Genomic DNA, 24,476 nt, shown 5'->3' with positions numbered 1-24,476 from the left:
ATATTAAGGACAGATTAAGATGCCTAACTGCCGATAAAGTTTTGAATGAGCAGATAAATACCATAGCCCAGTACACCCACTCCGGCAATCAAAAGTACCACAAGGAGCGGCATTACATCATTTCGGCGGTTAGGCCGGTAACTGCGTTCTTCGCGGTAGGCCTTAGCAGGGCGGCGGGAATTGCGGTAACGAATAGGCTCTTCATCTTCATAATAATCATCATCAGCGGCATAACGGCGGGACGTACGGCTACGAGACCGTTCTTCATGCTGGTCATAATAGGGATAGGCTTGCCTGGCAGGTCTGGCAGAAGGGGGAGTTTCTTCATTATCCCGGTAAACCTGTGGCCTACGGGCAAACTCTAACTGTTCATCATTTTCATATTCGGTATCTTCAGGGATTTCCTGAACCACTGGCGGGGTCTTGTCGGCTGTTTCACGGCGGGTTGTGTTCTTGTAGAGACGGCCGGTTAGTTCAAGCGGAGGGGCATCAGGGTTTAACATCTGCCCGCAACCCGGGCAATAATTTACTTTACCAACAATACCCTGACCGCAACTGCAAAAAGTCATATTATTGATATCAGGGTTTTGGGAACCTCTGGGCTGGCCAACCCCGCAGAAAGGGCAAAACAGCAAACCCGATTCAACCAGATTATCCTCAAAATCACGGGAACAATTCAAACACTTCATAAAATCCTCGTTATCTATCAATTTAGCTGACAAATTATAACACTCTTTTTCCCCGAAGCATACCATTTAGCTTTAAAACTTATAATTGCAGAACTAAAGTTTAGGCAATCCTGTTGCCCAAAAAGCTACACCCGTAAACACCTCCCCAAAAAGCCAAATCAGCCACCTTTTCCTATAACGTATTTTATACTCCAAGGTTAGGCTTGAAATAACAAACGGCAGATACCAACAAAAATACCCCTGTTTCTAGACAGGTGGAGATTTGCAGGCTATAATCACAACCAGATGATGAACAGGATGAAACTTTCACTTTTTATTCCCAAGACTGAAATAGAAGTTTATCTTGAGCGTTTGGCCTATGAGATTAACCGTGATTTCAAGGATAGACCTCTGGTAGTTATAGGCGTACTCAAGGGATCTTTTGTCTTTATGGCTGACCTTGTCCGCCGCCTGAATATGCCGGTTGAACTGGATTTTGTAGGTCTGGCCAGCTATGGCAAAAATACTCAAAGCTGTGGCAAAGTACACCTGACCAGACCGCTTAACCGGGATATCGCGGAAAAAGATATACTGGTGATTGAAGATATTGTAGATTCAGGGTTAACTGTTTCTTACCTGCTAAAGTATCTGAAAAAACGCCGCACAAACTCTGTGAAGCTGTGCGCCCTTCTCAGTAAACCCAGCCGAAGAGTCTGTCCGGTAGAAATAGACTATCTGGGCTGCGAAGTTGAGGACAAGTTTCTGGTAGGTTACGGACTGGACTGGGCAGAATGCTACCGCCAGTTGCCCGAAATATTTGCTCTGGAGGAAAAACCGGATGCAGACAAACCTTAGCCAGTTGATAAAAGTTGCCAGAGGCGAAACCGAAGCCGACTTGGTGCTTTTAAATGCCCGAGTTATAAATGTATTTAACGCCGAAATAGAACAAACCAATGTGGCAGTTTTTGACGGCAAGATAGCCGGCGTGGGTGACTACAGGCATGGCAAAGAGGTGATAGACCTGAAGGGGGCTTATCTTCTCCCCGGACTCATAAACGGCCATACCCATGTGGAAAGCTCTATGCTGGATATTGCCCAATATGCCAGAGCAGTAGTCTCCAACGGTACTTTGGCATTAATAACAGACTTGCATGAGATTAGTAATGTCTGCGGTAAAGAGGGCATTGATTATGTCTTGGATGCCTCAGCAGATTTACCTTTGAGCATTTTTTTACAGGTACCTTCTTGCGTACCTGCCACCCATCTGGAAACTGCCGGAGCGGAGATAAACTCCCAAGATGTAGCCGACTTGCTCCGTCTTCCAAACGTAACCGGACTGGGAGAAATGATGAATTTCCCCGGAGTGCTCTTTGGTGTTCCTTCGGTACTGGACAAGATTATCGCCGCCACGGGCAAAGTGATGGACGGACATGCCCCCGGTCTGTCAGGTAAAGACCTGAATGCCTATATATCTGCCGGAATCCACTCTGACCATGAATGCATCCACCTTGCCGAAGCCAAAGAAAAACTGGCTCGCGGCATGTATATAATGATACGGGAAGGTTCTTCAGAAAAAAATCTGGCAGAGCTTTTACCGCTGGTAACTGACCAAACCTACAAACGCTGCCTTTTTGTGGTGGATGACCGAAGTTGTGCTGATCTGAAAAGTGACGGGGATATTGATGCGGTGGTACGCAAAGCTATCCGTCTGGGACTTGACCCCGTAAGGGCTATCCAGTTAGCCAGTATAAATACCGCCGAATATTTCCATTTGCAGGGTCATGGGGCAATTGCACCCGGATATCTGGCCAATATGATAGTTTGCCAAAACCTTGAGCAACTGGATATAGATATGGTCTTTCACAAAGGTAAACTGGTAGCGGAAAAAGGCCAGGCTTTATTTAAACCCCAAAGCCGCATACCCAAATCACTCCTTAATAGTATCCATATAAGGCCCTTTGATACCGAAGACCTGATTCTGAAAACCATCCAGCCCCAAATACCGGTAATAGAGGTAATACCCGGCCAAATAGTAACCCGCAGGCTGGACCTGAAAATACCCGCCGAAAACGGAGTTATCAAGGCAAACACTGAACTGGATTTGCTAAAAATAGTGGTGATGGAGAGACACCACCAAAGCGGCAACATGGGACACGGGCTTATAAGAGGTTTTGGTCTTAAAAAAGGGGCTATCGCCTCATCTGTGGCCCATGATTCACATAATGTAGTAGCAGTGGGCACTAATGATGCTGACCTGTATACCGCCATAAAGGAATTGGAAAGAATAAACGGGGGTATTGCTCTGGCGGTGGACGGTCAGGTGACAGCTTCGGTATCCCTGCCGGTTGCCGGGCTGCTTTCCACCAAACCACTTGAAGAAGTAGTAACCGAACTGGAAGAAATAAATAATCAGGTAGCCAAACTGGGCTGCAAGTTAAGCACCCCGTTTGCCACCCTCTCATTTATGGCACTGCCCGTTATACCGGAACTCCGTTTGACTGACCTTGGGTTGGTAGACGTAAAGACTTTTAAACTTATACCACAGGAGACATGATGCATAGACCGCTGGTATCGCCAATATTTGAAAACCGATTTGACGCAGGCAGGCAACTGGCTGAAAAACTAAGCCACTATAAAGATAAATCTGCCATAGTCTTAGCTATTCCGAACGGAGGCATACCCATTGCTACTCAGGTGGCACTGGCACTGGATGCCGATATGGATATGATCATTTCCCGTAAATTGCCCATACCTCTTCGGCCGGAAGGAGGCTTCGGGGCAGTAGCAGATGACGGAGCAGTCATGCTTAACCATGAAGTAGTAAACTACCTGCATATGACAGAACAGCAAATAAACTACACTGTTAATAAGGTACGGGCGGAAGTTCAGCAGAGAAGCCTGCTGTACCGGGGGCACCGCTCACTTTCAATACTGAACGGACGAATAGCCATTATCATTGATGACGGGTTGGCTTCAGGTTACACCATGCTGGCCGCAATCGAATCTGTAAGACGCAAAAAGCCGGCCAGAATAGTGGCTGCCGTACCCGCCGCTTCAGCAACTGCCCGCAAGCTGGTGGAAAAAGTGGCTGACGAAGTTATTACAGTAGCAGACGGGTTTATGCCCAAGTTTTATGTATCAGATTATTACCGTTACTGGAACGTATTGGATGACGAGCAGAGTTTAAAGGTGTTTAAAGACTGGCAAATGCGCCGTCAAAACCTGAATCTCCGCCCGGAAAACCTGCCTCCGCCCAGCATGACCATGCGTCGTAAACCCCTTATTTAAGGCGGGTAATACGCCTGAGAGCGGCTATCTCTCCCGGAGTAAGCTCACGGGTTTTACCTTCTTCCAGTTTACCTAAACGCAGTGTAGCTATACGGCTTCGCTTCAAAGCTTTTATCGGATGCCCCAAACGGGCAAACATGCGGCGGACTATCCTTTTTTTACCTTCATGGATTATCAGCTTGTAGTTATACGGTGGTTCATCCGTAACCCTGCTCAAGCGGGCAGGCGAGGTAAGCCCGTCATCCAGCAGGATACCCTTTTCCAGACTTTCTTTATCTGCCTGAGTCAGAGCAGCATCAATAGATATAAGGTATTCTTTTTCTATTTCATAACTGGGGTGAGTAAGGCGGTTAGTCATTTCACCGTCGTTGGTCAGCAATATAAGACCGGTAGTGGCTTCATCCAGCCTGCCCACAGGGAAGAGACCAGCCCCTTCATAACGGCGGTGGAGCAAATCCATCACTGTTTTACGGCCCAATTCATCACTGGTGGTTGATACTATTTCGGGGGGCTTATTTAACATAAGGTAAATGCGGCGTACGCGGCTAAGTACAACAAGTTTGCCCTCAAAGGTTACCTTATCCTTTTGGGTATTTACCGGCTGGGAATAAGATTCCGCTTTTTGCCCGTTCAGGGTAACCAACCCTTGTTTTATAGCCTCGGCCATTTTGCGGCGTGAGCCAAGCCTGGCTTCCACCAGAACTTTGACCAGTGAGGTATCTGAAGAAGAATTGTAGGCCATTTAATGTTCCTTTATACCGGATATTAAATTTTTGTCTGCTTGTTATCCAGTGTACTGTAAAGCCTGCGGCCATATTCCAGCAGGGTCTTCTTTTCCTGTGCGGATGTTTGCTTTATTTCCAGATAATGTTCCAAGGCCTGAATAGGATCCAGACCTTCCACCTTGAAGCCATCTGCCCTCTGTCGAGTTAATCTTATAACATTTTTAGAGATAGTGAAATTGTGAGCTTCGCGAAGAGCTTCTCTTATATCGCTATCCCGCAGTTGCCCGCCAATCTCCGCCGGCAACTCCAGTTTCAAGCGGACTATGGCATCTTTTATATCTTGCTGCCTTGCCTGTAATATATTTATTACTTCCAGCGTGGGGTCAAGACTGTCAGCGTTCAGATTCAGCTCTATAGTCAGAAAACGGCGGCCTTCCAGCTTTATAAACTCAAAATCAGTTTTATGGCTTAGCGGGTCTATCTCAACCAGATAAAAACCTTTATCATCTTTTTCCTCACCAAAATCCAGCCTTTCCAAACTGCCGGGGTAAATAACCGGAGGGGCAGAAGACAAGACCTGCTGTTTATGAATATGCCCCAAGGCAACATAATCAAAAGCAGGGTTGGCAATATTGCTTAACATAACTGTAGGTTCATACCCTATGGAAATATTCCGCTCTGAACCTACTTTGGCAGTATTGACCGAAAGATGAGCAGAGAGAATGGACGGTATATTTTTATCAAGCTGGCCTGCCAGATTTTCTATAATACCTGCCAGATAGCTCTCCACCCTCTGGTTCAGTTCCTCAATGCTTAAGTTCTTTTCTTCCTTTTGGTTTGATACTGAAAGAACAGATGAACGGCGTAACCATGGCAGGGAGGCTATCTGAATAGGTCCGTTTCGGGTATTTATCAGATGCACCTCGGCCTTGCCGGAAACATGCACATTGGCAATATCCAGAGTATCAAATATTTCGGTAGTAGTAGCCCGCCCGGCAGCATTAGGCTGGTCATGGTTGCCCACCAGTAAAAACACCTGAATACCGCTACTTGCCAGAGTACTTACACGGCGGGCAAATTCCCGTTGCTGGGTCTGGGAGGGGTCACGGCTCTTGTAAGCATCTCCGCTGAAAACCACCAGATCCACTTTTTTATCAATGGCATATGCTACCAAACGATCAAACGCAGTTAAAAAATCAGCCAACCGGGAGGAAAGCCCGGTTGCACTGTCAAAACGGCCATAATTCTCCACCCCTATGTGCAGATCTGCAAAGTGGAGAATTTTCAATTTCGCCTCCAAATCAGCTATTGAACGGCTCACCCGAAAGTTTAGCTGCCAGTATATAACTCAGCTCGGAAACCTTTACCCGTATCTGAGCCATGCTGTCTCGGTCACGGACGGTAACCATGCCGTCCTCCAGAGACTGGAAATCCACCGTCACACAGTAGGGAGTACCTATTTCGTCCTGACGGCGGTAACGGCGGCCGATACTCTGGGAATCATCGTAAGCTACCATCCAGCACTTTCTGAGGTCTGCATAAATCTTGCGGGCATAATCAGACAGTATTTCCTTTTTGGAAAGGGGCAATACGGCTATTTTGTAAGGGGCAAGTGCCGGGTGCAGGTGCAAAACAGTCCGTATCTCGTCCTTGTCAGGTTCTTCGGCATAAGCATCAATCAGGAAAGCCAGAGTAGAACGTTCAACCCCAGCCGAAGGTTCTATTACATAAGGCACAAAATGTTCCTTGGTTTCTTCGTCAAAATACTCCAGTGACTTGCCACTGTATTTGGCATGTTGGGTCAGATCAAAGTCACGCCGGTTGGCTATACCTTCAAGCTCACTCCAACCCATAGGGAAATTGTATTCCACGTCATAGCAACCTTTAGCATAGTGAGCAAGTTCGTCAGAGCGGTGAGCCCGAAGCCGCAGATTTTCCGGATTCATACCCAAATTTTTATACCAGTTCAGGCGGTACTGAGTCCATTCTTCCAAGCAGGCATCATCCGCACCCGGTTTTACAAAATACTCCAGTTCCATCTGTTCAAATTCGCGGGAACGGAAAATGAAGTTTCCGGTGGTGATTTCATTACGGAATGATTTACCTATCTGGGCAATACCAAAGGGGAGTTTTTTGCGGGTGGTATTTAAAACATTTTCAAAATTTACAAATATACCCTGAGCAGTTTCCGGCCGCAGGTAAACAATACTGGCGGCTTCTTCAACTGGTCCCATAAAAGTTTTAAACATAAGGTTAAACTGGCGTGATTCGGTAAGTTCACCGCCGCAGGCAGGACACTTGGGTTCAGCCAAATCTGTCGGACGCCAGCGCATTTTACATTTTTTGCAGTCAACCATCGGGTCGGAAAAACCGGCCACGTGACCGCTGGCTTCCCAAACGCGGGGGTGCATGATAATGCTGGCATCCAAACCAACCACATCATCCCGGTCACGTACCATATAGCGCCACCAGGCTTCTTTAACATTGCGTTTCAGTTCTACGCCCAAGGGACCATAGTCCCAGCAACTATTCAGGCCGCCGTAAATTTCACTGCTGGGGAATATAAACCCCCTGCGGCGGGCCAGAGAAACTATTTTATCCATGGCAACAGGCTGAGAAATGTTTTCAGACAAGGTCAATTACTCCTTTTTGCTTGCACTTGGGCCATTGAAAGTTTTGTAGGCCCTGACAAATACCGGAATGGCAAATATACCTATCACTATAGCCGCTATAACTATAAGGATAATGGCAAACAACCAGAGCGGCAACAGGTGGATTTGATGAACATTATAAACAAAAACATCCAGAAGGGCATACGCCAGTATAAGCTGGGGTACAGCCATGATATTACCCATAAAACCAAGCAGTGTTCCCGGTTTTACCCAGAAATCAGTCTGGTTGTTTTTGAAAAAACCAAGTCTTGGCAAAAAAATCGCCAGACCAAACGCAAATAGTACCAGCAGGAGCTGCACACCGAGGAGCACTCCTGTTATAAGCCCGGCATCTATATAGGTAACAGGTGCACCGTCAATGCTGAAGCGGTAAGCTACGTCTGACGGCAAACGACCATAATAGACAGCCGTAAGGAGAAGTGAAATAACCAATACCATCAGGGGTGCCATAAAATAAACAGGACGAAACCTGAATGAAGCGGCAGGCAGATTCGGCTGATTATCTATACTCATGAATAAAAAGTTATCAGCTTTGGGCAAATAAGTCAAAAATATTTTGGCGGATACCAGCTTTAGTGCTAGAATGTGCCAAAATATTATCCTTGAGGCTTATACAAACATGCTTAACCGCAAACTCCGTTTAGGTTTACTGGGTACAAACTGCTATATACTGGGTGATGAGGAAAGCCGCCATGGGCTTATAATTGACCCGGCTGCTATCTCAAACTCCATCCCCGAAACAGTTACTGAATATCACCTTGATGTAAAATATATCGTACTTACACACGGGCATCTTGACCATTTGGCAGGGCTGGAATATGCAAGAAAACTTTACCCGGAAGCTAAACTGTGTTTTCACCCGGCAGATGCCAGTTTAAGTGAAAACGTTGAGCTGGTAAGTTATTTGGGAATGTCCGCCTTGCCAACCCTTGCACCTGATATCCCGCTAAGCGAAGGCAGTACGCTGGAACTAGGTAAAATCAAATTTTCGGTTATTTCTATCCCCGGTCATACACCGGGTGGTATCTGCCTGTATACTAGGGGCTATTTATTCAGCGGAGACACCCTTTTTAACTCAGGAATAGGGCGGTCAGATTTTGATAAAAGTGACACGGAAGCTTTACGCCAGAATATAGTAAACGGATTGCTCAGCCTTCCCCCTGAAACCCTAGTCTTCCCCGGACACGGCCGGGAAACAACTATCGGCAAAGAAAAGACCGGCAACCCGTTTATTTAGCTTTAGTACTCTTAAATTATGCCGTTGAAAGTAGCCAGTATAGGTGCCATAACCAGGGCAATAATGGCAACCAGCTTAATCATTATATTAAGCGAAGGTCCGGCAGTATCCTTCATAGGATCACCAACCGTATCACCTACCACTGCTGCTTTATGGGCATCTGATCCTTTACCGCCATAAGCACCCGTTTCAACCCATTTCTTGGCGTTGTCCCAGGCACCGCCGGCATTGGCAAAAGTAACCGCCAGTATAAACCCGCACAGGATAGTGCCCGTCAGGAAACCCACTACCGCTACCGGACCCAATAACCAACCGACTATCACCGGTGAAACCACTGTGATAACACCGGGCAGAATCATCTGCTTGATTGAATCACGGGTGCAGATGTCTACGCATTTGCCGTATTCGGGTTTGGCGGTGCCTTCCATTATACCTGCAATCTCTTTGAACTGACGCCGCACTTCATTCACAATGGAAAAACTGGTAACACCCACCGCTTTTAGGGTGAGTGAACAGAAAACAGCCGGCATCATAACACCCAGCAAAAGTCCTGCCAGAACTTTAACATCCAGTAAGCTGACTTGCGAAGCAGATATACCCACAGCCTGAGTATAAGAAAGTAAAAGTGCCAGTGAAGTAAGCCCGGCTGAGCCTATGGCAAAACCTTTGCCAATGGCGGCAGTAGTGTTGCCAAGGGAATCAAGTGCATCAGTCCGTTCGCGTACTTCTTTGGGTAAACCGGACATTTCGGCGATACCACCGGCATTGTCCGCAACCGGACCGTAAGCATCGGTGGCATCCTGTATACCCAGAGTAGCCAGCATACCAACTCCCGCCAGAGCTACGCCGTAAACATCACCAAAAGCATAGGAAATTACGATGGCTATTACCACCAGAACTATTGGAGGAACTACACTCATAAGCCCTACTGAAAAACCCGAAATAATATTGGTGGCCGCACCCGTCTGGCAGGATGCAGCAATACCCAGAGTGGGTTTATAAACATAAGAAGTAAAGTAGTTGGTACTCTCACCTATAAGCACACCAGCCACTAGGCCGGCTAGAATGGCAAAGAAAAGACCCAAATCTGCCTGAAGATACCATACAGCTAAAAAGGAGAATACCGCCGATAAAAAGGCTGCCGCCAGAGTGCCCTTGCGCAAAGCCGCCAGCAAGGCCTTCATCTGAAGTTTTTCTCCGGTACGTACCAGAAAAATACCAATAACAGAAGCCAATATGCCGCCGGCCGCAACCAGCATGGGCAGGAAGAAAGCGGCTTCCTGAGACGGAACAAGGGCATATCCCAGTTTCATGGAAAAAGCCCCGATAGTAGCCAACGCCATGGTAGCGATAATGGAATCCACATAAGATTCAAAAAGGTCAGCACCCATGCCGGCTACATCACCCACGTTGTCACCCACAAAGTCAGCTACTACTGCCGCATTGCGGGGGTCATCTTCGGGGATACCTTTTTCTACCTTACCAACAATATCCGCACCGGTATCAGCCGCCTTGGTAAAAATACCCCCGCCCACTCTGGCAAAGATAGCCACAGAGGAAGCACCAAAACCATATCCGGGCAAAATCTTGATAAAGTCTACGTCACTGCCGAAAGCAAAGTACATTATTGAAAGACCAATAATGCCTATGCCAACTACACACATGCCCATTACCGAACCGGCTCTAAAAGAAAGTTTTAAGCCCTGATTAAGGCTGTGGCTGGCGGCAGTGGTGGTGCGTGAGTTAGCCCTGACGGCGATGCTCATACCAATAAAACCAGCCAGACCTGAGCATAATGCCCCAAACAGGAATGAAACCGATACCGGCCAACCCAGCGAGGGTAAAAACGCCAGTATGATAGTTACTGCCGCCACGAAGATAGCCATCACCGTGTATTCACGGGTAATAAAGGCCATGGCACCTTCCTTGATGGCAGCTGCGATTTCCCGCACCTTGGGTGTGCCCTCATCTTGTTTGAGGACAAATTTGGCAAGCAGTCCGGCAACTGCCAGACCTACCAAACCGACAACCAATGCAATCCAGATAGACACTAAATTATTCCCCTTTCCGGGTCAGTTTTGACTGGAATACTTCCAGTTTTTGTTCAAGCCCCTTTTGCTGAATGTACAAAGTAAGATCACTTCTGGTTCGTTCCAGCACTCCCCGTACCATGTCAGTAGTACGGCGAAGCCCGCCGGTAATAGCATCCGGAAAGTCCATGGTAACCAGTACTTCGTAGATATCGTCCATAGCCTGAAGAAGCTCTTCGCCGCGGGTGTCTTCACCCTTTCGCAGGCCGTCCAGTATATAACGCCGCAGTTCACCTGCCGCCTCACCTATGCCGTTTAAATATGCGGCATTGTCCACTTCCAGTTCCTCAGGCGAGGGCATATCCTTCCCGTTTACCAGAGCCAGTACCGTATTAGCTTCAGCGTACTCTTTCTGGGCATCCAGAAAAAAAGTGGTGTTGGACAGTTCACCGCAATCATCTATGGCCTGCCCGGCCTCTTTGATAAGGGCTCTGGCTGAAACCAGCATTTCCCTTGCCTGCGCCAGTTCCTGCCGGTGAACCGCCCTAATGGCCAGACTGCAATATCGGATAGCTTCCCGGCTGATAGGCAGAGATTTTTCACGGGCGGCATCACGGGTCTTGAAATTTTCCCGTATGCTATCAGATATTTGTTCCATTTTGACGCTGATGTTAGTCATTTTTTTCTGCCTCCACAAGGGTCATAAATTCAGAAGTAGCCTTTTTGATATCAGGTGCACCTAAAACAGCACTTATCAGGCAGAGGCTGTCTGCGCCTGCCTGCAAGGCTTCATTGTAATTGGACTTATTTATTCCGCCGATAGCAACCAAAGGTATGTTAACCACCTGTCGTATGGCTTTTAAGCCTGAAAGACCGCCATAAAGAACGTCCAGCTTGGTTTGGGTGGGAAAAACCGCCCCGGCGGCTACATAATCCGCATCTCCTGCCTGTGCCGAAGCAGCATCTTCAGGCGAATCCGCCGAAATACCTATAATACTGCCGGCCGGCATAAGGCGGCGGGCTTGCGACAGAGGCAAATCTGTCTGCCCCAGATGAAGCCCGTCAGCCCCGCAGGCAAGAGCAATATCCAGACGGTCATTTACAATAAACACCGCACCATACTCAATACAAAGTTCTTTTAAGCTGAGTGCCAATGACAGAAATTGTCTGGCAGAAGCGGTTTTGGCTCTTAGCTGGACAAGGCGGCAACCGCCTTCAAGGACTTCTTTAGTAACCCGTGGTATATCCCGCCCGGCCAAATAATCCACATCTATCGCTACATACAGACCTTTTATCATATCCCGGCGGTTTTTCCGCAAGAGTATGGCCGCCAAATCTTTTTCAAGGGTATAAAGTTCAAAACGCCCCCGGCTGTAAATAGAGGTGTCAAGACCAAGTTCAAGCAGACCGGCAAATTCTTCCAAAACCCGCAGTGATTGTTCAGCCCGCTTGGCATTGGCACTGATAAGCGAAAACAGGGTTTCAGGTTTGGACTGGTCAACCGTTTTCAGATGAGCACCTATATCCGTATCAGCCTGGCGGGAGAATAAAAGATGGCAGTTGGAGGCAGTATCCTGCAGAGTAAGTGCGTGACGCAGATTTTTTAAACGCAGAGTCAGCGTTTCATTTTCAAGGTATAGGCGGGCAATCTCTTCCAGTATCCGCAAACCTTCACTCAATCGGTTCTGGTTTACATCAACTATCCGCCACAATTTTTCAAGGTTATCCACGGCAAGATTTTAACACAAACCTGTATCTGTCGTCTTCATTCTTCACCCAGTGCATTTTTGATTAGTTCCAGCCTAGGCTCAGGCTGGCTGAGGTCTACCGAAACAAAATCTATCCGGCAGGGGAAATGTTCCAGCCGGTGTTTTTGAATATAACTTTCGGCACTGGCCATAAGATGGGCCTTTTTACGCGGTGTAACAGATTCGGCAGGCAAGCCATAGCCCAAACGGCGTTTGGTTCGCACCTCAATGAATACCAGATACTCACCGTCTTGCCCGACTATATCAATTTCACCTTCGGGCAAACGGCAGTTGGTCTGGATGATGCTGTATCCCATGCCTTTTAGGTACTCTGCGGCCAGTTTTTCCCCAAATTCGCCTGTTTCCTTGCGGTTATAGGCCATCAATCATACCCTTCAATGGGGCAAAAGTGCGGCGGTGAATAGGAGAAATACCCTTTTGGCAAATACACTCCACATGCAGGGCCGTACCGTACCCCTTGTGTTTGGCAAGATAGTATCCGGGATACTCCATATCCAGCTTGGACATCAGGCGGTCACGGCTAACCTTGGCCACAATGGAGGCGCAGGCAATACTGAAACAGAGAGCATCACCGTCTACAATACCCTTTTGAGGCAGGGGAATATCCGGCAGCTTAAGGTAATCAACCAGCAGAAAATCCGGCTGGCAAGTTAAGTCTTCCACGGCCTGTTTCATGGCCAGTCTGGTAGCGGGGGCAATGCCCATGCTGTCAATCTGTTCGTTATCTACCGCACCCACCCCGAAGGTTACAGCCATGGAAACAATGTGACAGTAAAGATATTCGCGTTTTGCGGGGCTGAGGACCTTACTATCCCTTACCATCTCCACCCAGTCACCCTTTAAACGTGGCGGCATGATAACAGCTCCTGCCACCACCGGCCCAGCCAGACAACCTCTGCCGGCTTCATCCAAACCTGCAATAAGGATAAAACCCTGTTTACGAAGCAGTTTTTCTTCAGCCCGGCTGGGGCAAATAACAGTTGCAGGCATATCAGATAGTATCTCCGCCGGATTCGATAATACCACCGCCAAGCACCATATCATCCAGATAGATTACTGCCGCTTGACCGGGAGTGGCTGCCCAGACCGGGCTTGCCAATTCCAGTATATAAAAATCACCTGATTGAGATATCTTTTTAACCTCAGCGGGAGCGGCTTTGTAGCGGACTTTGACTATCATGCCGGAGGTATCCAGAGGGATACCGCTTTCCCTCCAGATAAAATTACTCAGTAAAATACGGCTGGTATAGAGCTGGTCATGGCCGGCAACCGTAATTGTATTAGCATCTGCATTCATGTCAGATACAAACAGCTTTTCATTTGAAGCCAACCCCAGCCCTTGCCTTTGGCCTACGGTATAAAGGGGCAGTCCCTGATGCTCTCCCAGTATTTTACCTGTGGTGTCCAGAATTTTGCCGGGGGTAAATCCCATACGGGTGGCCAGAAAAGATTTATAATCACCGTCAGGTATAAAACATACATCCTGGCTTTCTTTTTGGGAAACCGGCAGTTTCATATTAGTGGCTAAACGGACAATATCCTTTTTGTATTTTTGCCCCAATGGAAACATCAGGCGTGATAGAGATTCTGGCGGCAGGGTATACAGAAAATATGACTGGTCTTTTTTTCCATCCGCACCCCGAAGGAGGTGAGTGCCATTTTCATCTGAAACAATGCGGGCATAATGCCCGGTTGCCAGATAATCCGCCTTGAAATCCTGTATTTTATTCAACAGGGCGCCTATCTTTACATAATAATTACAACGGATACAGGGGTTGGGGGTACGGCCTTGCGAATACTGCTGGCAAAAATCTGCAATAACTCTTTGGGAAAAAATATCACTCAAATCCACCACATAATGAGGAATATTTAGGGCGGCAGCCACTTCACGTGCCCGGTTAATAAGTTTAAGGTTGTACCCGTTTCCATAGGGTTCATTGTTGGATTTAAGTTGCAGACTCACCCCGGCTACGTTATAGCCCTGTTCAAGAAGCAACATGGCTGTAACCGAAGAATCCACCCCGCCACTCATAGCCACCATTACCAGTTCAGAACTGTCACTCATTTCGGCAACCAAGCAGTATAGTCACCCTTTGTTTAATGCGGCTGAAAATCTCTGACTGAGGAAGTGAAGCATCCAGCTTCAGGAATCTGTCCGGTTCGGTAGCATAAATGGCTCCAAAACCATTTCTGACTCTCTGGTGAAAGCCGTTATTTTCACTCTCAAAGCGGTCAGGCGGCAACTCACCTTTGCGAAGCAGGGCAGCTTTGTCATCCATATCCAGCCAGATAGTAAGGTCAGGAACAAGACCCCCGCTTGCCAGACTGTTTACACACTTTACCGTATCCAAATCAAGTCCCCGCCCATAACCCTGATATGCCAGAGTAGAATCTGTATAACGGTCACATATAACTATTTTGCCATCCTGCAAGGCAGGTTTGATAACATTGTCTATAAGGATAGAACGTGAGGCATTGAAGAGAAGCAGTTCCGTAAGTGGTGAGATGTGTTCTTCTTTAGACCATTTAAGCAAACGGGTTATTTTATCGCCTGATTTGCTACCGCCGGGTTCGTGAGTGAGCACACACCCCAGCCCCAGTTTTTTCAAATAACGGTACAAAGCTTTGGACTGGGTGCTTTTACCGCAGCCTTCTCCGCCCTCAAATGTAATAAATAAAGACATATTTAACCCCTTGATATTCTTACCCTGCGATGCGGTTCCCTGCCCAAACTGTGTGAGGAAAGATGCTCTTTTTCGGCTATAATATGCTGAAACCGTCTTATATATGCGCCCTGAGGACTTAGCTCCACAGGTATGTGGGAAGTTTTAACCTGTGCTACCGCTTCTTCGGCTTCATGTATGGCTACATCTATCTCAGGGGGCTTTTCTACAGCATAAGCCACATCTCTGCCGCTCAGAGTAGCCAAAAGCTGTTGGAACTGCCCCGGAGTATGGCTCTTAAGTACATATATAGGTATATTCATATTTTCGGCATCACGTACTCTTTGAGGTTTACTGCGGTAGTAATTCCGCGAAGTAACCATCAACTGTGCCTGCTCAAGGCGTTCAGATATTTGGATATCCAGATGCATTTCACGGGCAATTTCTTCCATTCGGCTGCGGTTTACCCCGAAAAGATACATTATCGGCAGTTCTTTACCCCTGAAAACAGTCAGGCTTTCCGGTGCGGATTTTACCTTTTCTTCACTGGGCTGTTGTTTGCTGATAACCACTTCACCGTTTCCATCAAGATAGCGGATTTCGGCAGAAGGGGACACACCCCTCAAAATAGAGTCTACCGCCGCACCCACATCAGGGTGAACAGCCACTTTATTCCTATCCTGTATTTCCACAATCACCTGAAAAGTGGGCGGGGCGCGCCGTTCCAGTATGGTTTTCTGAGTGCCGCGTCTGCGGGCTTCTTCATCACCCAGTGTAACAGACTGAATACCGCCGATAAGGTCACTTAAGGTGGGGTTGAGCATCAGGTTGTCCAGCACATTGCCGTGAGCCGTGCCTACAAGTTGGACACCCCGTTCAGCAATAGTACGGGCGGCCAGTGCCTCAAGCTCTGTGCCTATTTCGTCTATCACAATCACCTGCGGCATGTGATTTTCAACCGCCTCTATCATGACAGCATGCTGCATATCCGGTGTGCGTACCTGCATGCGGCGGGCATGCCCGATGGCGGGGTGGGGGATATCACCATCTCCTGCAATTTCGTTGGAGGTATCCACGATTACCACCCGTTTTTTCAGGTCGCCAGCCAGTACTCTGGCCACTTCCCTGAGCATGGTAGTTTTACCCACACCCGGTCTGCCCAGCATTAGCACACTCTGGTCTGACTTGATAAGGTCTTGGATAATTTTGATAGTACCGAAAACCGCCCGTCCTACTCTAAGGGTCAGACCTACTATTTTGCCTTTGCGGTTACGTATGGCTGAAATGCGATGCAAGGTACGCTCAATACCTGCCCGGTTATCATCACCAAAATCCCCGGTACGGGAAGAAACATAATCTATATCTTCCTGGGTAACATCCCGCTCAGACAGGATAATCTCACGGTCAGGGAAACGGGCTTCAGGGGTACGCCCCAAATCCATAACAATCTCTATGAGATTTTCGCGGTTGGCAGGGTCTGTCAGTGGCTGGCGTATATGGGGAGGCAGTACCTCCAGTAAAGCATTAAGGTCATCAGTTAAAAGTTCAGGCATATCTGCCTCCGTAATCTTTTTACCAACCCCTCAGGGAAATCAGTTTATCGGGCTCTATCTGCTTTATACCCGTATGGGGCATGACAGCACCCAATCCTTGGAATATCTGGACTAGATTTTCTTTGATAGCAAAGACTTCTATATCTAATCTCCCCTGAGGGATATTGCCCCCTGTACTATCCGCTTGTATTTTACTATTTATATTATACCCCAAACAAGCTAAATCAGGGGGGTTTTAGCCGGTATTCCTGCCCGGCGGGGATACAAAGCAGGGGTATTTGAAATTTTTTCCAGCAAAACCAGCTTACGGCCGTCTTCCAGCCCCGGCAGTTCCACTTTTATTACTTTGAAAACCCTCCCCCCCATCTTTTTAACAGCGGTAGCTGCTCTGTCCATCTCTTCCTCAATATCACCTTTTTTGGGGGCAATAACCCGACCTCCGATAGCACAAAACGGCAGAGTCAGTTCGGCTAGAGTAGCCATATCTGCCACTGCCCGTGAGGTAACCAGACTATATTTCTGGCGGTAGAGAGGGTTTTGGGCGGTATCTTCCGCCCTTTGGGATATTATCTCAACACCGGATAAACCCAGTTTGACAGTAATTTCGCTTAAAAATCGGGCCTTTTTCTGAGTGGCTTCCAGCAATCCAAGCTGTATAGCGGGGAAAAGTATCTTAAGAGGCAGACCGGGAAAACCGGCTCCGCTGCCCACATCCAGCAATTTTTCGTCACCCTTGATACCAGCTAATACCAATGAAACAGAATCCAAAAAGTGTTTTATCTGGACGTCTTTATATTCGGTAATGGCAGTCAGGTTTATCCGGCTGTTATAGTCCACCAGTTCTTGGTAATAGGTTTCAAACTGCCCAAGCTGGACAGAATTCAAAGAAATACCCAGAGCAGATAAGCCGTAAACAAGTTCATTCATGCATAGTAATATATCACAAAGCCAAATTTCAGGCTCTATTTTTGCATTTAACAAATTAATCATGTTATCATTGATTTACATAAACTCGCTAGGGGTGCTCAAGGCTGAGAGGCACATAGCCAACCCTAAAACCTGAACTCGGTAATGCGAGCGTAGGGAAGCGAACTTTGAGACCAGGGTCTAAAGTTAACGCTTTGCCTTGGTTAATTTATTTTCAGGGGAAAATCATGACCCAACTCAAGCAAGCCCGAAAAGGCATCGTCACTCCCGAAATGGAAGCTGTAGCCAAAACTGAAGGACTCCAGCCGGAGTTTATCCTTAAAGGCATAGCTGACGGCAATATTGTAATACCTGTCAATAAACTCCGTAAAAACCTGAAGCTGTGCGGTATAGGCAAGGGGCTTTCCACCAAGGTAAACGCCAACATAGGCACTTCCACAGACTTTGGTTCAGTGGCAAGTGAAGTTGAAAAGCTGAAAATGGCCGAAATGGTGGGTGCCGATACCATAATGGACCTATCCACCGGCCCCAAGATAAACACTATCCGTAAGGCCATACTGGAAAATACCTGCCTGCCGCTGGGGACTGTACCTGTATATCAAGCCGCTGTTGAAGCCAAAGACCGTTACGGGGCTATGGTAAAGATGACGGCTGACGACCTGTTCGGTGCCATAGAATCCCAAGCCAGAGAAGGGGTGGACTTTGTAACCGTACACTGCGGGGTCACCCGTCAGGTAATAGATACATTTAAAGGACAGGGCAGACTTACAGATATAGTATCCCGCGGGGGCACTTTTACTGCCGGCTGGATGGTGTTTCATGGCGCTGAAAACCCGCTGTACGAACATTTTGACCGTCTGCTGGATATCTGCCGGGAATATGATGTCACCCTGAGTCTGGGTGACGGACTGCGTCCCGGCTGTATTGCAGATGCAACTGATCGGGCACAGGTAGCTGAACTGCTGGTGCTGGGCGAACTGGTAAAAAGAGCCAGAGAAGCTGAAGTACAGGTAATGGTGGAAGGACCCGGGCATGTACCTTTGAACCAGATAGAGGCCAATGTACGACTGCAGAAATCCATCTGCGAAGATGCTCCTTTTTATGTGCTGGGCCCGCTGGTTACGGATATCGCCCCCGGCTACGACCATATCACCGGAGCTATCGGCGGGGCTATTGCCGCGGCCGCCGGAGCGGATTTCCTGTGCTACGTTACCCCTGCTGAGCATCTGTCTCTGCCGGACGTAACAGATGTCAGAAACGGGGTAATCGCTTCACGCATTGCCGCCCATGCCGCCGATATTGTAAAAGGGGTCAACGGGGCGGCTGAACGGGACCGCCAGATGGCCATTGCCCGCAAAAAACTGGACTGGGAAACCCAACTTAAGCTTTCACTTGACCCTGAACACGCCAGAGTTACCCGCGACCGTTTTAAAACCAGAGGGAAAGCCTGCAGCATGTGCGGAGACTTTTGCGCCATGGAACTGGCTGAAAAACATCTTGGCGTTTCTGTCTCACGGTGCTAGCATAAGATATATTTTTTAAAAGATTGTCAGGTGATATGGAACAGGGCATAAATATAGGTAAACTCTTCGGTATCCAATTTCGCCTTCATTACGGCTGGTTTATCATATTCGGTCTGGTATCTGTGTTTCTAGCTACCCAAGTGTTTCCTGATACTCTGGATAATGCTACCAATCTACAACTCTGGATTATGGGCATTTGTACCAGCCTGCTGTTTTTTGCTTCGGTAATTGTCCATGAACTTGCCCACAGTCTGGTAGGCAAAGCTAACGGGATGAAGGTAAAAAGCATCACCCTGTTTATATTCGGCGGTGCTGCTAATATGAGTGAAGAAGCAGAAACTGCCGGCAGTGAATTTAAAATGGCACTGGCCGGTCCGGCCGCAAGTCTGGGGCTGTCAGGTATATTTTATGTACTATATATAAACCTCAACGGCCAAAGCCCTGAACTGGCTATAATGAATTACTGGCTGGCTCAAATTAACCTGATACTGGCTGTATTCAACCTGATACCGGGTTTCCCTCTGGACGGGGGGCGTATTCTTAGGGCAGTTTTCTGGCAAACTACCAAAGACTTGGCTAAATCCACCCGTATTTCCACCATAGCCGGCCAGATATTCGGCTATCTGTTTATACTGGCAGGTGTATTTATACTGATACGCACCCAAGACTGGCTTTCCGGCATCTGGCTGGGGTTATTGGGTTGGTATTTATCTGATACTGCCCGTAACAGCTTTCGCCAATATACTTTACAGCAGATTTTGAAAAGAGTCACTCCTGTAGAAGTGGTAGCATCAGATATACCCAGAGCCAAATCCACCCAGATTTTTGCTGACTATCTGACCCAAACACCAAACGGGGATTATATACTGGTTGAAGATGAAAACGGACTGGCGGGTATAATAAACCAGCACAGCCTGAAAAATAAAGATAACCTTAAGTCTACTCTGGCTGAATTATATACGCCTATCAATGAAATACCCGTCATACCATCAGACACAAATGCTCTGGATATTGCCCGGCGCATGAATGAAGACAAAATAGAAATAGTCAGGCTAGCTAGTGAAGATACCCGAGTAAGTTTTATAACTCTGGACAGCCTTATAGCATATATGAATAAAGCCTCAGAAAAGGGCTTTACGGATGCCTAGTGCCCTGTTCTACCTGCTGATAATCACCACCGCCGAGATTGTCACAGTAGCCTTCCACCCTCTTTTAGGTCTGGGCATCTATACAGTCCTTCTATTCAGCATCATCATACAGGTTGCCAAGACTAACCGTTTTCATCCTGACCGGCTTATTCTGGCACTTTCGCTGGTAGCCTTGATACGGATAATAAGCCTGGCTATGCCACTTTCAGACATTCCCCAGATATGGTGGTATCCGATTATCTACCTGCCTTTACTGATAGCGACGATCATGGTAGCCAAAATGCTGGAATACACTTTAAAAGATATAGGCCTCATCTGGGGCAAAATACCGGTGCAGATACTGATAGGACTGACAGGTATAGGACTGGGTTTTGCCGAATACGCTATCTTGAAACCTGATGCTATTGCAGAAACACTGAGCTGGAGTAATCTGATATTGCCCGGCATAATACTACTGCTCACAACCGGATTTGTAGAGGAACTGATTTTCAGGGGAGTTTTACAGAAAGCAGCGCTGGATTCATTCGGATCAAGAGGCATAATCTATATAAGCCTGATATTTGCCGTGCTTCATATAGGGTTTTTTTCTATATTGGATATATTTTTTGTCTTTGGGGTAGCACTCGTATTTGGCTATCTGGTCAAAAAAACCGGCTCCATACTGGGTGTAACAATAGCTCACGGGCTAACCAACATAATACTCTTTGCCATAGCGCCACTTTTACTGGGCTAGAGTTTCCAGCACTCTGGTAATAACAATAACACCCATTACCAAAAACAACGGCAAAATGCTGATATGCAGGTAACGCGCAATCCTCATTGAAACATCTGACTTCCGGGCCAGTGCCATTTCACGGGCAATCAGAAACACTATCAGAGAGGCCAGTGAAACACCGCCGATAACAGATGCCAAACCAGCCGCAGTCGCAGTGGTCACACTGGTTACAGTGACTATCATATACGCACCTCAAAACCAGTTAGAAAGCATAATACTATACTTTTGTCTTCCATTATAGCTTTAATACTTTTTAAGCACAATACCCTTTTGTGTTTTATATGCCAATTGTCTTTTTTGCTAAAAAACCGGATAATGTAACTATGAATACCGATGTACTGGTAATAGGGGCAGGCCCTGTAGGGCTGCATACCGCCAAGTGTCTGGCCGAGTGCGGCTACGAAGTACGGCTACTGGAAAAAAAACCTGAAGCGGCAAAGCAGGTTTGCTGTACAGGCATAATCAGCACCGAGTGCGCCTCTAAATACGGCTTCGATGGCAAATACATACAAAATTATTTTTCAGAGGCAAGCGTATATTCACCCGGCGGTCAAAAGCTGTTGCTCAAACGGGATACACCGCAGGCAATAATGCTGGACAGAGCAAGCTTTCAGGCCAAATTATTACAACAGGCAATTAACTGCGGGGTGCGAACAAGCTTCGGTTTTCAGGCAAACAGTATTGAATATATTGAAAACGGGCTTCGCATAACCACCAAAGAAGGGCAGTCTTTCACCGCCAAAGCGGTTGTTCTGGCCGCAGGTTACAATACTGCTCTCAGCCGGGCAACCGGACTGGGGGAAATAAATAACTTCGCTTACGGACTTCAGGCCGAAGTTGATACTTCTATTCCGTCCAATTTGTCACTTTTTACCGGCAAAGCCATATCTCAGGGATATTTCGGTTGGCTTAGCTCCATAAATGACTGCACCGCCAAAATGGGACTGCTTACCCGCAAAAATCCATTTGAATGCTGGAGTGCTTTACATAATACTTTATACAAGCAAGGGTTGATAACCGCTAAGCATATTAACTATGTCTGCCGCCCGGTTCCTATAGGCAATCTTTCTGCCAGCTTTGGGGACAGAGTACTGGCAGTAGGTGATTTTGCCGGCCAGTTAAAACCGACTACCGGAGGGGGAATATATTTTGGTTTGCTGTGTGCTGATTTGGCTGTGTCCTGTTTGGACAAAAATATAAAAACCAATAAACTTTCCAAAGCCAATCTGGCTGAATATGAAAAAACTGGAAATCCCTTATCGGGTCTGAGCTATACATTGGCAGACTTCTCAGCAGGGCATACACGGGGATTGATGACCGTCTGCTTGAACAAATTTTTAAAAAATGTGCTACAAGTGGTATGATTGAGAAGATGGCTGCAAAGAGTCACCTGAGATTTGACTGGCATGGCAAAGCATTTGGCCACTTGCTAAAGAATCCGTTTGACCTTGTTCGCAGTTAAAAAAGAAAATCGGAGTCAATCAGAATTTTTATGCAAAACAGCGGCATTAACCTTGACGAAGCATTAAATCAATACCTTAACGATAACAGTAACAAGAAAATCCATCAGAATTCGCTGGTTCATTTTACCCGTTGGTGCGGAAAAGACAAGCTTGTCTGCCGCATGACTGCCATTGAGGTATCCCGCTACCCTGAATGCATATCATCTTCCGACAAAGAAGTATCTGTCAAACTCCAGTCAATACGGGCTTTTCTTACGTACCTAAATGAACAGGGTTGGGTAGATTACAACCTTTCTTCACACATCAAGATAAAAAAACTGGCTTCGCGTAAATCCGCCACCCGCACAAGCCAGAATGCGGTTGAAAAGATACCCATGACCGCCAGTGGTTACAAAAAACTGGAAGACGAACTGGGTATCTTGAAGGTAAAACGGATTGCAGTTATCGAAGAAATGCGACTGGCTGCCCTGGATAAGGATATGCGTGAAAATGCCCCTTACCATGCCGCCAAGGAACAACGCGGCCAAATAGAAGGACGCATAAAAGAAATAGAACATGAGCTGAAACATGCCGAAGTCAGCGAATATACCGATAACAACACCTCAAAAGTGAATATGGGCAACACTGTAAAACTCCGTGACCTGAAAAACGGGGAACAGTGCATTTATACTTTGGTAAGCCCTAAAGAAATAGAACCCTTGAAGGGCAGAATATCAGCCTCATCACCCATTGGCAAAGCTCTCTTCAACCGAAGCAAGGGAGACAATATAGAAATAGAAGTCCCTTCCGGTACTTTACAATACGTAATAGAAGATATAAGCTTTAAATAACTCCTTACAGTTACTGGAGGGAGACCATGAAATCCTCTTTCAAGCTTGGACGAATTCTGGGCATAGAAATAGGCATTCATGCCTCATGGTTTATTATCTTCGCCCTGCTCAGCTGGTCTCTGTCTGTGGCTTATTACCCTTCAATAGACGAAAATATAAGCCCCTTTACCGGCTGGACACTGGGTATTCTAAGTAGCCTGCTCCTTTTCGGCTCGGTTTTAGCCCACGAACTGGGGCACTCTTTTATAGCCATACGCCAGGGAATACCCGTTAAAAGCATAGACCTTTTCATTTTCGGCGGGGTTTCAAACCTCACAAAAGAACCGGATAATCCTGCAGCCGAATTCCGTATGGCTATCTCCGGCCCGGCAGTCAGCATTGTACTGGCACTGGTATTCTGGGTATTCCAGATAGTCTTTTCCTCACAAAATGCCACTTTGGCCGGAGTATTTTTATATCTGGCTCAGATAAATGCCATGCTGGCTATTTTTAACCTTATCCCCGGTTTCCCTCTGGATGGCGGGCGGGTACTCAGAGCTATTATCTGGAATGCCTCAAATGACATCAGACGGGCAACCAGAATTTCTGCCGGGGTGGGACTGGGCTTCGCCTATCTGCTTATATTTGGGGGGATTGCCGCTGCTTTCCTTGGTATAGGCATAAGCGGCCTCTGGCTGGCGCTTATCGGCTGGTTTCTGGCTTCCGCTGCCCAAGGGTCATTCCAGCAGACGGTTATCTCCGAAATACTCCGAGAAGTAAATATAAGCAGGGTGATGAAACGGGAATTTAAAACCATTGAACCTGACAACACACTTTATCAGGCACTGCATGAATATATATTGCCCCTTAACCAGAGAGCACTACCGGTATTTGAAAACGGAAAACTAGCCGGCCTGATAAGCCTGAGTGATATTAAAAAAATACCAACAAACCAACTCAATCAAACATCTGTACGGCAAGCGATGACCCCTTTTGAAAAACTGCGGACGGTAGGTCCTGAAGAACACCTTGGTAATGTACTGAACTTGCTGCAATCCGAAGATATCAACCAGTTGCCAGTCTTGTCTGAAGGTAAACTGATAGGACTGATTTCCCGCACCAATCTGATAGAATACCTTCAGATGCGGCAGGAAATAGAAACAGGACAGCTGAATTCCAAACATTAAAATATAACAAATGTATTGACGGGTGAATTAAAATAATAT

The 24,476-nt window shown here is 47.1% G+C and carries 25 protein-coding genes and 1 riboswitch; of the genes, 10 read left to right on the top strand and 15 right to left on the bottom strand.

The window, feature by feature from the left end:
- Window positions 1–23: 23 nt before the first annotated feature.
- On the bottom strand, window positions 24–689 hold the full coding sequence (locus X794_RS03105) for a hypothetical protein (protein WP_012984297.1): 666 nt from the start codon (window positions 687–689) through the stop codon (window positions 24–26).
- Window positions 690–974: 285 nt separating this feature from the next.
- Here X794_RS03105 and hpt point away from each other — a divergent pair, with 285 nt between their 5' ends.
- Genes hpt through X794_RS03090 form a run of 3 tightly spaced genes read left to right on the top strand, consistent with a single transcriptional unit; the run spans window position 975 to window position 3,956 of the window.
- Window positions 975–1,523, top strand: a complete 549-nt coding sequence (hpt, locus tag X794_RS03100) for a hypoxanthine phosphoribosyltransferase (protein WP_012984296.1) — start codon at window positions 975–977, stop codon at window positions 1,521–1,523.
- Entirely contained in the window at window positions 1,507–3,222 is a 1,716-nt protein-coding gene (ade, locus tag X794_RS03095) for an adenine deaminase (protein ID WP_012984295.1), read from the top strand. Before hpt ends, ade begins: the two co-directional genes overlap by 17 nt.
- Window positions 3,222–3,956, top strand: a complete 735-nt coding sequence (locus X794_RS03090) for a phosphoribosyltransferase (RefSeq protein ID WP_011309274.1) — start codon at window positions 3,222–3,224, stop codon at window positions 3,954–3,956. Before ade ends, X794_RS03090 begins: the two co-directional genes overlap by 1 nt.
- Here X794_RS03090 and X794_RS03085 read toward each other — a convergent pair.
- From X794_RS03085 to X794_RS03070, 4 genes are read right to left on the bottom strand one after another with little or no spacing between them, the layout of a single operon-like run.
- Window positions 3,949–4,698: a pseudouridine synthase gene (locus X794_RS03085; protein ID WP_011309273.1), complete on the bottom strand. Its 750-nt coding sequence runs from the start codon at window positions 4,696–4,698 to the stop codon at window positions 3,949–3,951. The genes X794_RS03090 and X794_RS03085 overlap by 8 nt on opposite strands.
- Window positions 4,699–4,721: 23 nt before the next feature.
- A complete protein-coding gene (locus X794_RS03080; protein ID WP_011309272.1) occupies window positions 4,722–5,969 on the bottom strand; it encodes a metallophosphoesterase family protein in 1,248 nt (415 codons plus the stop codon).
- A gap of 13 nt (window positions 5,970–5,982) precedes the next feature.
- The gene (locus X794_RS03075; RefSeq protein ID WP_011309271.1) at window positions 5,983–7,284 is read right to left on the bottom strand and encodes a glycine--tRNA ligase; all 1,302 of its coding nucleotides are present in this window, start codon (window positions 7,282–7,284) and stop codon (window positions 5,983–5,985) included.
- 36 nt (window positions 7,285–7,320) lie between these two features.
- The gene (locus X794_RS03070; protein ID WP_049760314.1) at window positions 7,321–7,866 is read right to left on the bottom strand and encodes a hypothetical protein; all 546 of its coding nucleotides are present in this window, start codon (window positions 7,864–7,866) and stop codon (window positions 7,321–7,323) included.
- Between the two features lie 106 nt (window positions 7,867–7,972).
- Between X794_RS03070 and X794_RS03065 the strand changes: the two genes are divergently transcribed.
- Window positions 7,973–8,590: an MBL fold metallo-hydrolase gene (locus X794_RS03065; RefSeq protein WP_011309269.1), complete on the top strand. Its 618-nt coding sequence runs from the start codon at window positions 7,973–7,975 to the stop codon at window positions 8,588–8,590.
- Between the two features lie 11 nt (window positions 8,591–8,601).
- On the opposite strand, the gene X794_RS03060 is transcribed toward X794_RS03065, so the two are convergent.
- From X794_RS03060 to rsmG, 9 genes are all read right to left on the bottom strand, one after another.
- Window positions 8,602–10,641, bottom strand: coding sequence for a sodium-translocating pyrophosphatase (locus X794_RS03060; RefSeq protein ID WP_011309268.1), 2,040 nt, complete (start codon window positions 10,639–10,641; stop codon window positions 8,602–8,604).
- A 4-nt stretch (window positions 10,642–10,645) separates the two neighbouring features.
- On the bottom strand, window positions 10,646–11,299 hold the full coding sequence (locus X794_RS03055; protein ID WP_012984293.1) for a haloacid dehalogenase: 654 nt from the start codon (window positions 11,297–11,299) through the stop codon (window positions 10,646–10,648).
- Entirely contained in the window at window positions 11,292–12,350 is a 1,059-nt protein-coding gene (locus X794_RS03050; RefSeq protein ID WP_011309266.1) for a thiamine phosphate synthase, read from the bottom strand. The genes X794_RS03055 and X794_RS03050 overlap by 8 nt, the downstream gene beginning before the upstream one ends.
- Before the next feature lie 35 nt (window positions 12,351–12,385).
- A complete protein-coding gene (locus X794_RS03045; RefSeq protein WP_011309265.1) occupies window positions 12,386–12,751 on the bottom strand; it encodes a YraN family protein in 366 nt (121 codons plus the stop codon).
- Window positions 12,741–13,379: a ribonuclease HII gene (locus X794_RS03040; protein WP_011929036.1), complete on the bottom strand. Its 639-nt coding sequence runs from the start codon at window positions 13,377–13,379 to the stop codon at window positions 12,741–12,743. The genes X794_RS03045 and X794_RS03040 overlap by 11 nt, the downstream gene beginning before the upstream one ends.
- Window position 13,380: 1 nt before the next feature.
- Window positions 13,381–14,454: a tRNA 2-thiouridine(34) synthase MnmA gene (gene mnmA, locus X794_RS03035; protein WP_011309263.1), complete on the bottom strand. Its 1,074-nt coding sequence runs from the start codon at window positions 14,452–14,454 to the stop codon at window positions 13,381–13,383.
- A complete protein-coding gene (tmk, locus tag X794_RS03030; RefSeq protein WP_011309262.1) occupies window positions 14,447–15,073 on the bottom strand; it encodes a dTMP kinase in 627 nt (208 codons plus the stop codon). The genes mnmA and tmk overlap by 8 nt, the downstream gene beginning before the upstream one ends.
- Window positions 15,074–15,075: 2 nt before the next feature.
- Window positions 15,076–16,605, bottom strand: coding sequence for a R3H domain-containing nucleic acid-binding protein (locus X794_RS03025; protein ID WP_015407048.1), 1,530 nt, complete (start codon window positions 16,603–16,605; stop codon window positions 15,076–15,078).
- Window positions 16,606–16,824: 219 nt separating this feature from the next.
- Complete coding sequence (gene rsmG, locus X794_RS03015) at window positions 16,825–17,532, bottom strand: 16S rRNA (guanine(527)-N(7))-methyltransferase RsmG (RefSeq protein ID WP_034377006.1); 708 nt, start codon at window positions 17,530–17,532, stop codon at window positions 16,825–16,827.
- Between the two features lie 80 nt (window positions 17,533–17,612).
- Window positions 17,613–17,708, top strand: a riboswitch (TPP riboswitch).
- A 51-nt stretch (window positions 17,709–17,759) separates the two neighbouring features.
- On the opposite strand from rsmG, the gene thiC reads away from it, so the two are divergent.
- The 3 genes from thiC to X794_RS03000 are packed head-to-tail and all read left to right on the top strand — an operon-like array spanning window position 17,760 to window position 20,936.
- On the top strand, window positions 17,760–19,055 hold the full coding sequence (gene thiC / locus X794_RS03010; protein WP_011929031.1) for a phosphomethylpyrimidine synthase ThiC: 1,296 nt from the start codon (window positions 17,760–17,762) through the stop codon (window positions 19,053–19,055).
- A 35-nt stretch (window positions 19,056–19,090) separates the two neighbouring features.
- Window positions 19,091–20,203, top strand: coding sequence for a site-2 protease family protein (locus tag X794_RS03005; protein WP_011309258.1), 1,113 nt, complete (start codon window positions 19,091–19,093; stop codon window positions 20,201–20,203).
- The gene (locus X794_RS03000; RefSeq protein ID WP_015407694.1) at window positions 20,196–20,936 is read left to right on the top strand and encodes a CPBP family intramembrane glutamic endopeptidase; all 741 of its coding nucleotides are present in this window, start codon (window positions 20,196–20,198) and stop codon (window positions 20,934–20,936) included. Before X794_RS03005 ends, X794_RS03000 begins: the two co-directional genes overlap by 8 nt.
- Here X794_RS03000 and X794_RS02995 read toward each other — a convergent pair.
- The gene (locus tag X794_RS02995; protein WP_015407693.1) at window positions 20,925–21,161 is read right to left on the bottom strand and encodes a hypothetical protein; all 237 of its coding nucleotides are present in this window, start codon (window positions 21,159–21,161) and stop codon (window positions 20,925–20,927) included. The genes X794_RS03000 and X794_RS02995 overlap by 12 nt on opposite strands.
- 98 nt (window positions 21,162–21,259) lie before the next feature.
- Between X794_RS02995 and X794_RS02990 the strand changes: the two genes are divergently transcribed.
- The 3 genes from X794_RS02990 to X794_RS02980 all read left to right on the top strand — a co-directional run bounded on the left by X794_RS02990 (window position 21,260) and on the right by X794_RS02980 (window position 24,437).
- The gene (locus X794_RS02990; protein ID WP_231097531.1) at window positions 21,260–22,342 is read left to right on the top strand and encodes an NAD(P)/FAD-dependent oxidoreductase; all 1,083 of its coding nucleotides are present in this window, start codon (window positions 21,260–21,262) and stop codon (window positions 22,340–22,342) included.
- A 128-nt stretch (window positions 22,343–22,470) separates the two neighbouring features.
- Entirely contained in the window at window positions 22,471–23,271 is an 801-nt protein-coding gene (greA, locus tag X794_RS02985) for a transcription elongation factor GreA (protein ID WP_012984291.1), read from the top strand.
- Window positions 23,272–23,297: 26 nt separating this feature from the next.
- The gene (locus tag X794_RS02980) at window positions 23,298–24,437 is read left to right on the top strand and encodes a site-2 protease family protein (protein WP_034376562.1); all 1,140 of its coding nucleotides are present in this window, start codon (window positions 23,298–23,300) and stop codon (window positions 24,435–24,437) included.
- Window positions 24,438–24,476: the final 39 nt, after the last annotated feature.

Source organism: Dehalococcoides mccartyi CG5 (assembly GCF_000830885.1).
Taxonomy (GTDB): Bacteria; Chloroflexota; Dehalococcoidia; order Dehalococcoidales; family Dehalococcoidaceae; genus Dehalococcoides; species Dehalococcoides mccartyi_B.
Note: the sequence above shows the minus strand (reverse complement) of the source record. Positions and strands in the feature narration are given on the sequence as shown.

Bases quoted from the DNA above. Each gene is read 5' to 3' on its own strand.
- X794_RS03025 (WP_015407048.1), bottom strand. From the start codon at position 16,605: ATGCCTGAACTTTTAACTGATGACCTTAATGCTTTACTGGAGGTACTG.
- X794_RS03075 (WP_011309271.1), bottom strand. From the start codon at position 7,284: ATGGATAAAATAGTTTCTCTGGCCCGCCGCAGGGGGTTTATATTCCCC.
- X794_RS03055 (WP_012984293.1), bottom strand. From the start codon at position 11,299: ATGACTAACATCAGCGTCAAAATGGAACAAATATCTGATAGCATACGG.
- thiC (WP_011929031.1), top strand. From the start codon at position 17,760: ATGACCCAACTCAAGCAAGCCCGAAAAGGCATCGTCACTCCCGAAATG.
- X794_RS03085 (WP_011309273.1), bottom strand. From the start codon at position 4,698: ATGGCCTACAATTCTTCTTCAGATACCTCACTGGTCAAAGTTCTGGTG.
- X794_RS03000 (WP_015407694.1), top strand. From the start codon at position 20,196: ATGCCTAGTGCCCTGTTCTACCTGCTGATAATCACCACCGCCGAGATT.
- X794_RS03070 (WP_049760314.1), bottom strand. From the start codon at position 7,866: ATGAGTATAGATAATCAGCCGAATCTGCCTGCCGCTTCATTCAGGTTT.
- X794_RS03090 (WP_011309274.1), top strand. From the start codon at position 3,222: ATGCATAGACCGCTGGTATCGCCAATATTTGAAAACCGATTTGACGCA.
- X794_RS03040 (WP_011929036.1), bottom strand. From the start codon at position 13,379: ATGCCTGCAACTGTTATTTGCCCCAGCCGGGCTGAAGAAAAACTGCTT.
- X794_RS03065 (WP_011309269.1), top strand. From the start codon at position 7,973: ATGCTTAACCGCAAACTCCGTTTAGGTTTACTGGGTACAAACTGCTAT.
- ade (WP_012984295.1), top strand. From the start codon at position 1,507: ATGCAGACAAACCTTAGCCAGTTGATAAAAGTTGCCAGAGGCGAAACC.
- mnmA (WP_011309263.1), bottom strand. From the start codon at position 14,454: ATGAGTGACAGTTCTGAACTGGTAATGGTGGCTATGAGTGGCGGGGTG.
- X794_RS02995 (WP_015407693.1), bottom strand. From the start codon at position 21,161: ATGATAGTCACTGTAACCAGTGTGACCACTGCGACTGCGGCTGGTTTG.
- tmk (WP_011309262.1), bottom strand. From the start codon at position 15,073: ATGTCTTTATTTATTACATTTGAGGGCGGAGAAGGCTGCGGTAAAAGC.
- rsmG (WP_034377006.1), bottom strand. From the start codon at position 17,532: ATGAATGAACTTGTTTACGGCTTATCTGCTCTGGGTATTTCTTTGAAT.
- greA (WP_012984291.1), top strand. From the start codon at position 22,471: ATGCAAAACAGCGGCATTAACCTTGACGAAGCATTAAATCAATACCTT.
- hpt (WP_012984296.1), top strand. From the start codon at position 975: ATGATGAACAGGATGAAACTTTCACTTTTTATTCCCAAGACTGAAATA.
- X794_RS03005 (WP_011309258.1), top strand. From the start codon at position 19,091: ATGGAACAGGGCATAAATATAGGTAAACTCTTCGGTATCCAATTTCGC.
- X794_RS02980 (WP_034376562.1), top strand. From the start codon at position 23,298: ATGAAATCCTCTTTCAAGCTTGGACGAATTCTGGGCATAGAAATAGGC.
- X794_RS03105 (WP_012984297.1), bottom strand. From the start codon at position 689: ATGAAGTGTTTGAATTGTTCCCGTGATTTTGAGGATAATCTGGTTGAA.
- X794_RS02990 (WP_231097531.1), top strand. From the start codon at position 21,260: ATGCCAATTGTCTTTTTTGCTAAAAAACCGGATAATGTAACTATGAAT.
- X794_RS03045 (WP_011309265.1), bottom strand. From the start codon at position 12,751: ATGGCCTATAACCGCAAGGAAACAGGCGAATTTGGGGAAAAACTGGCC.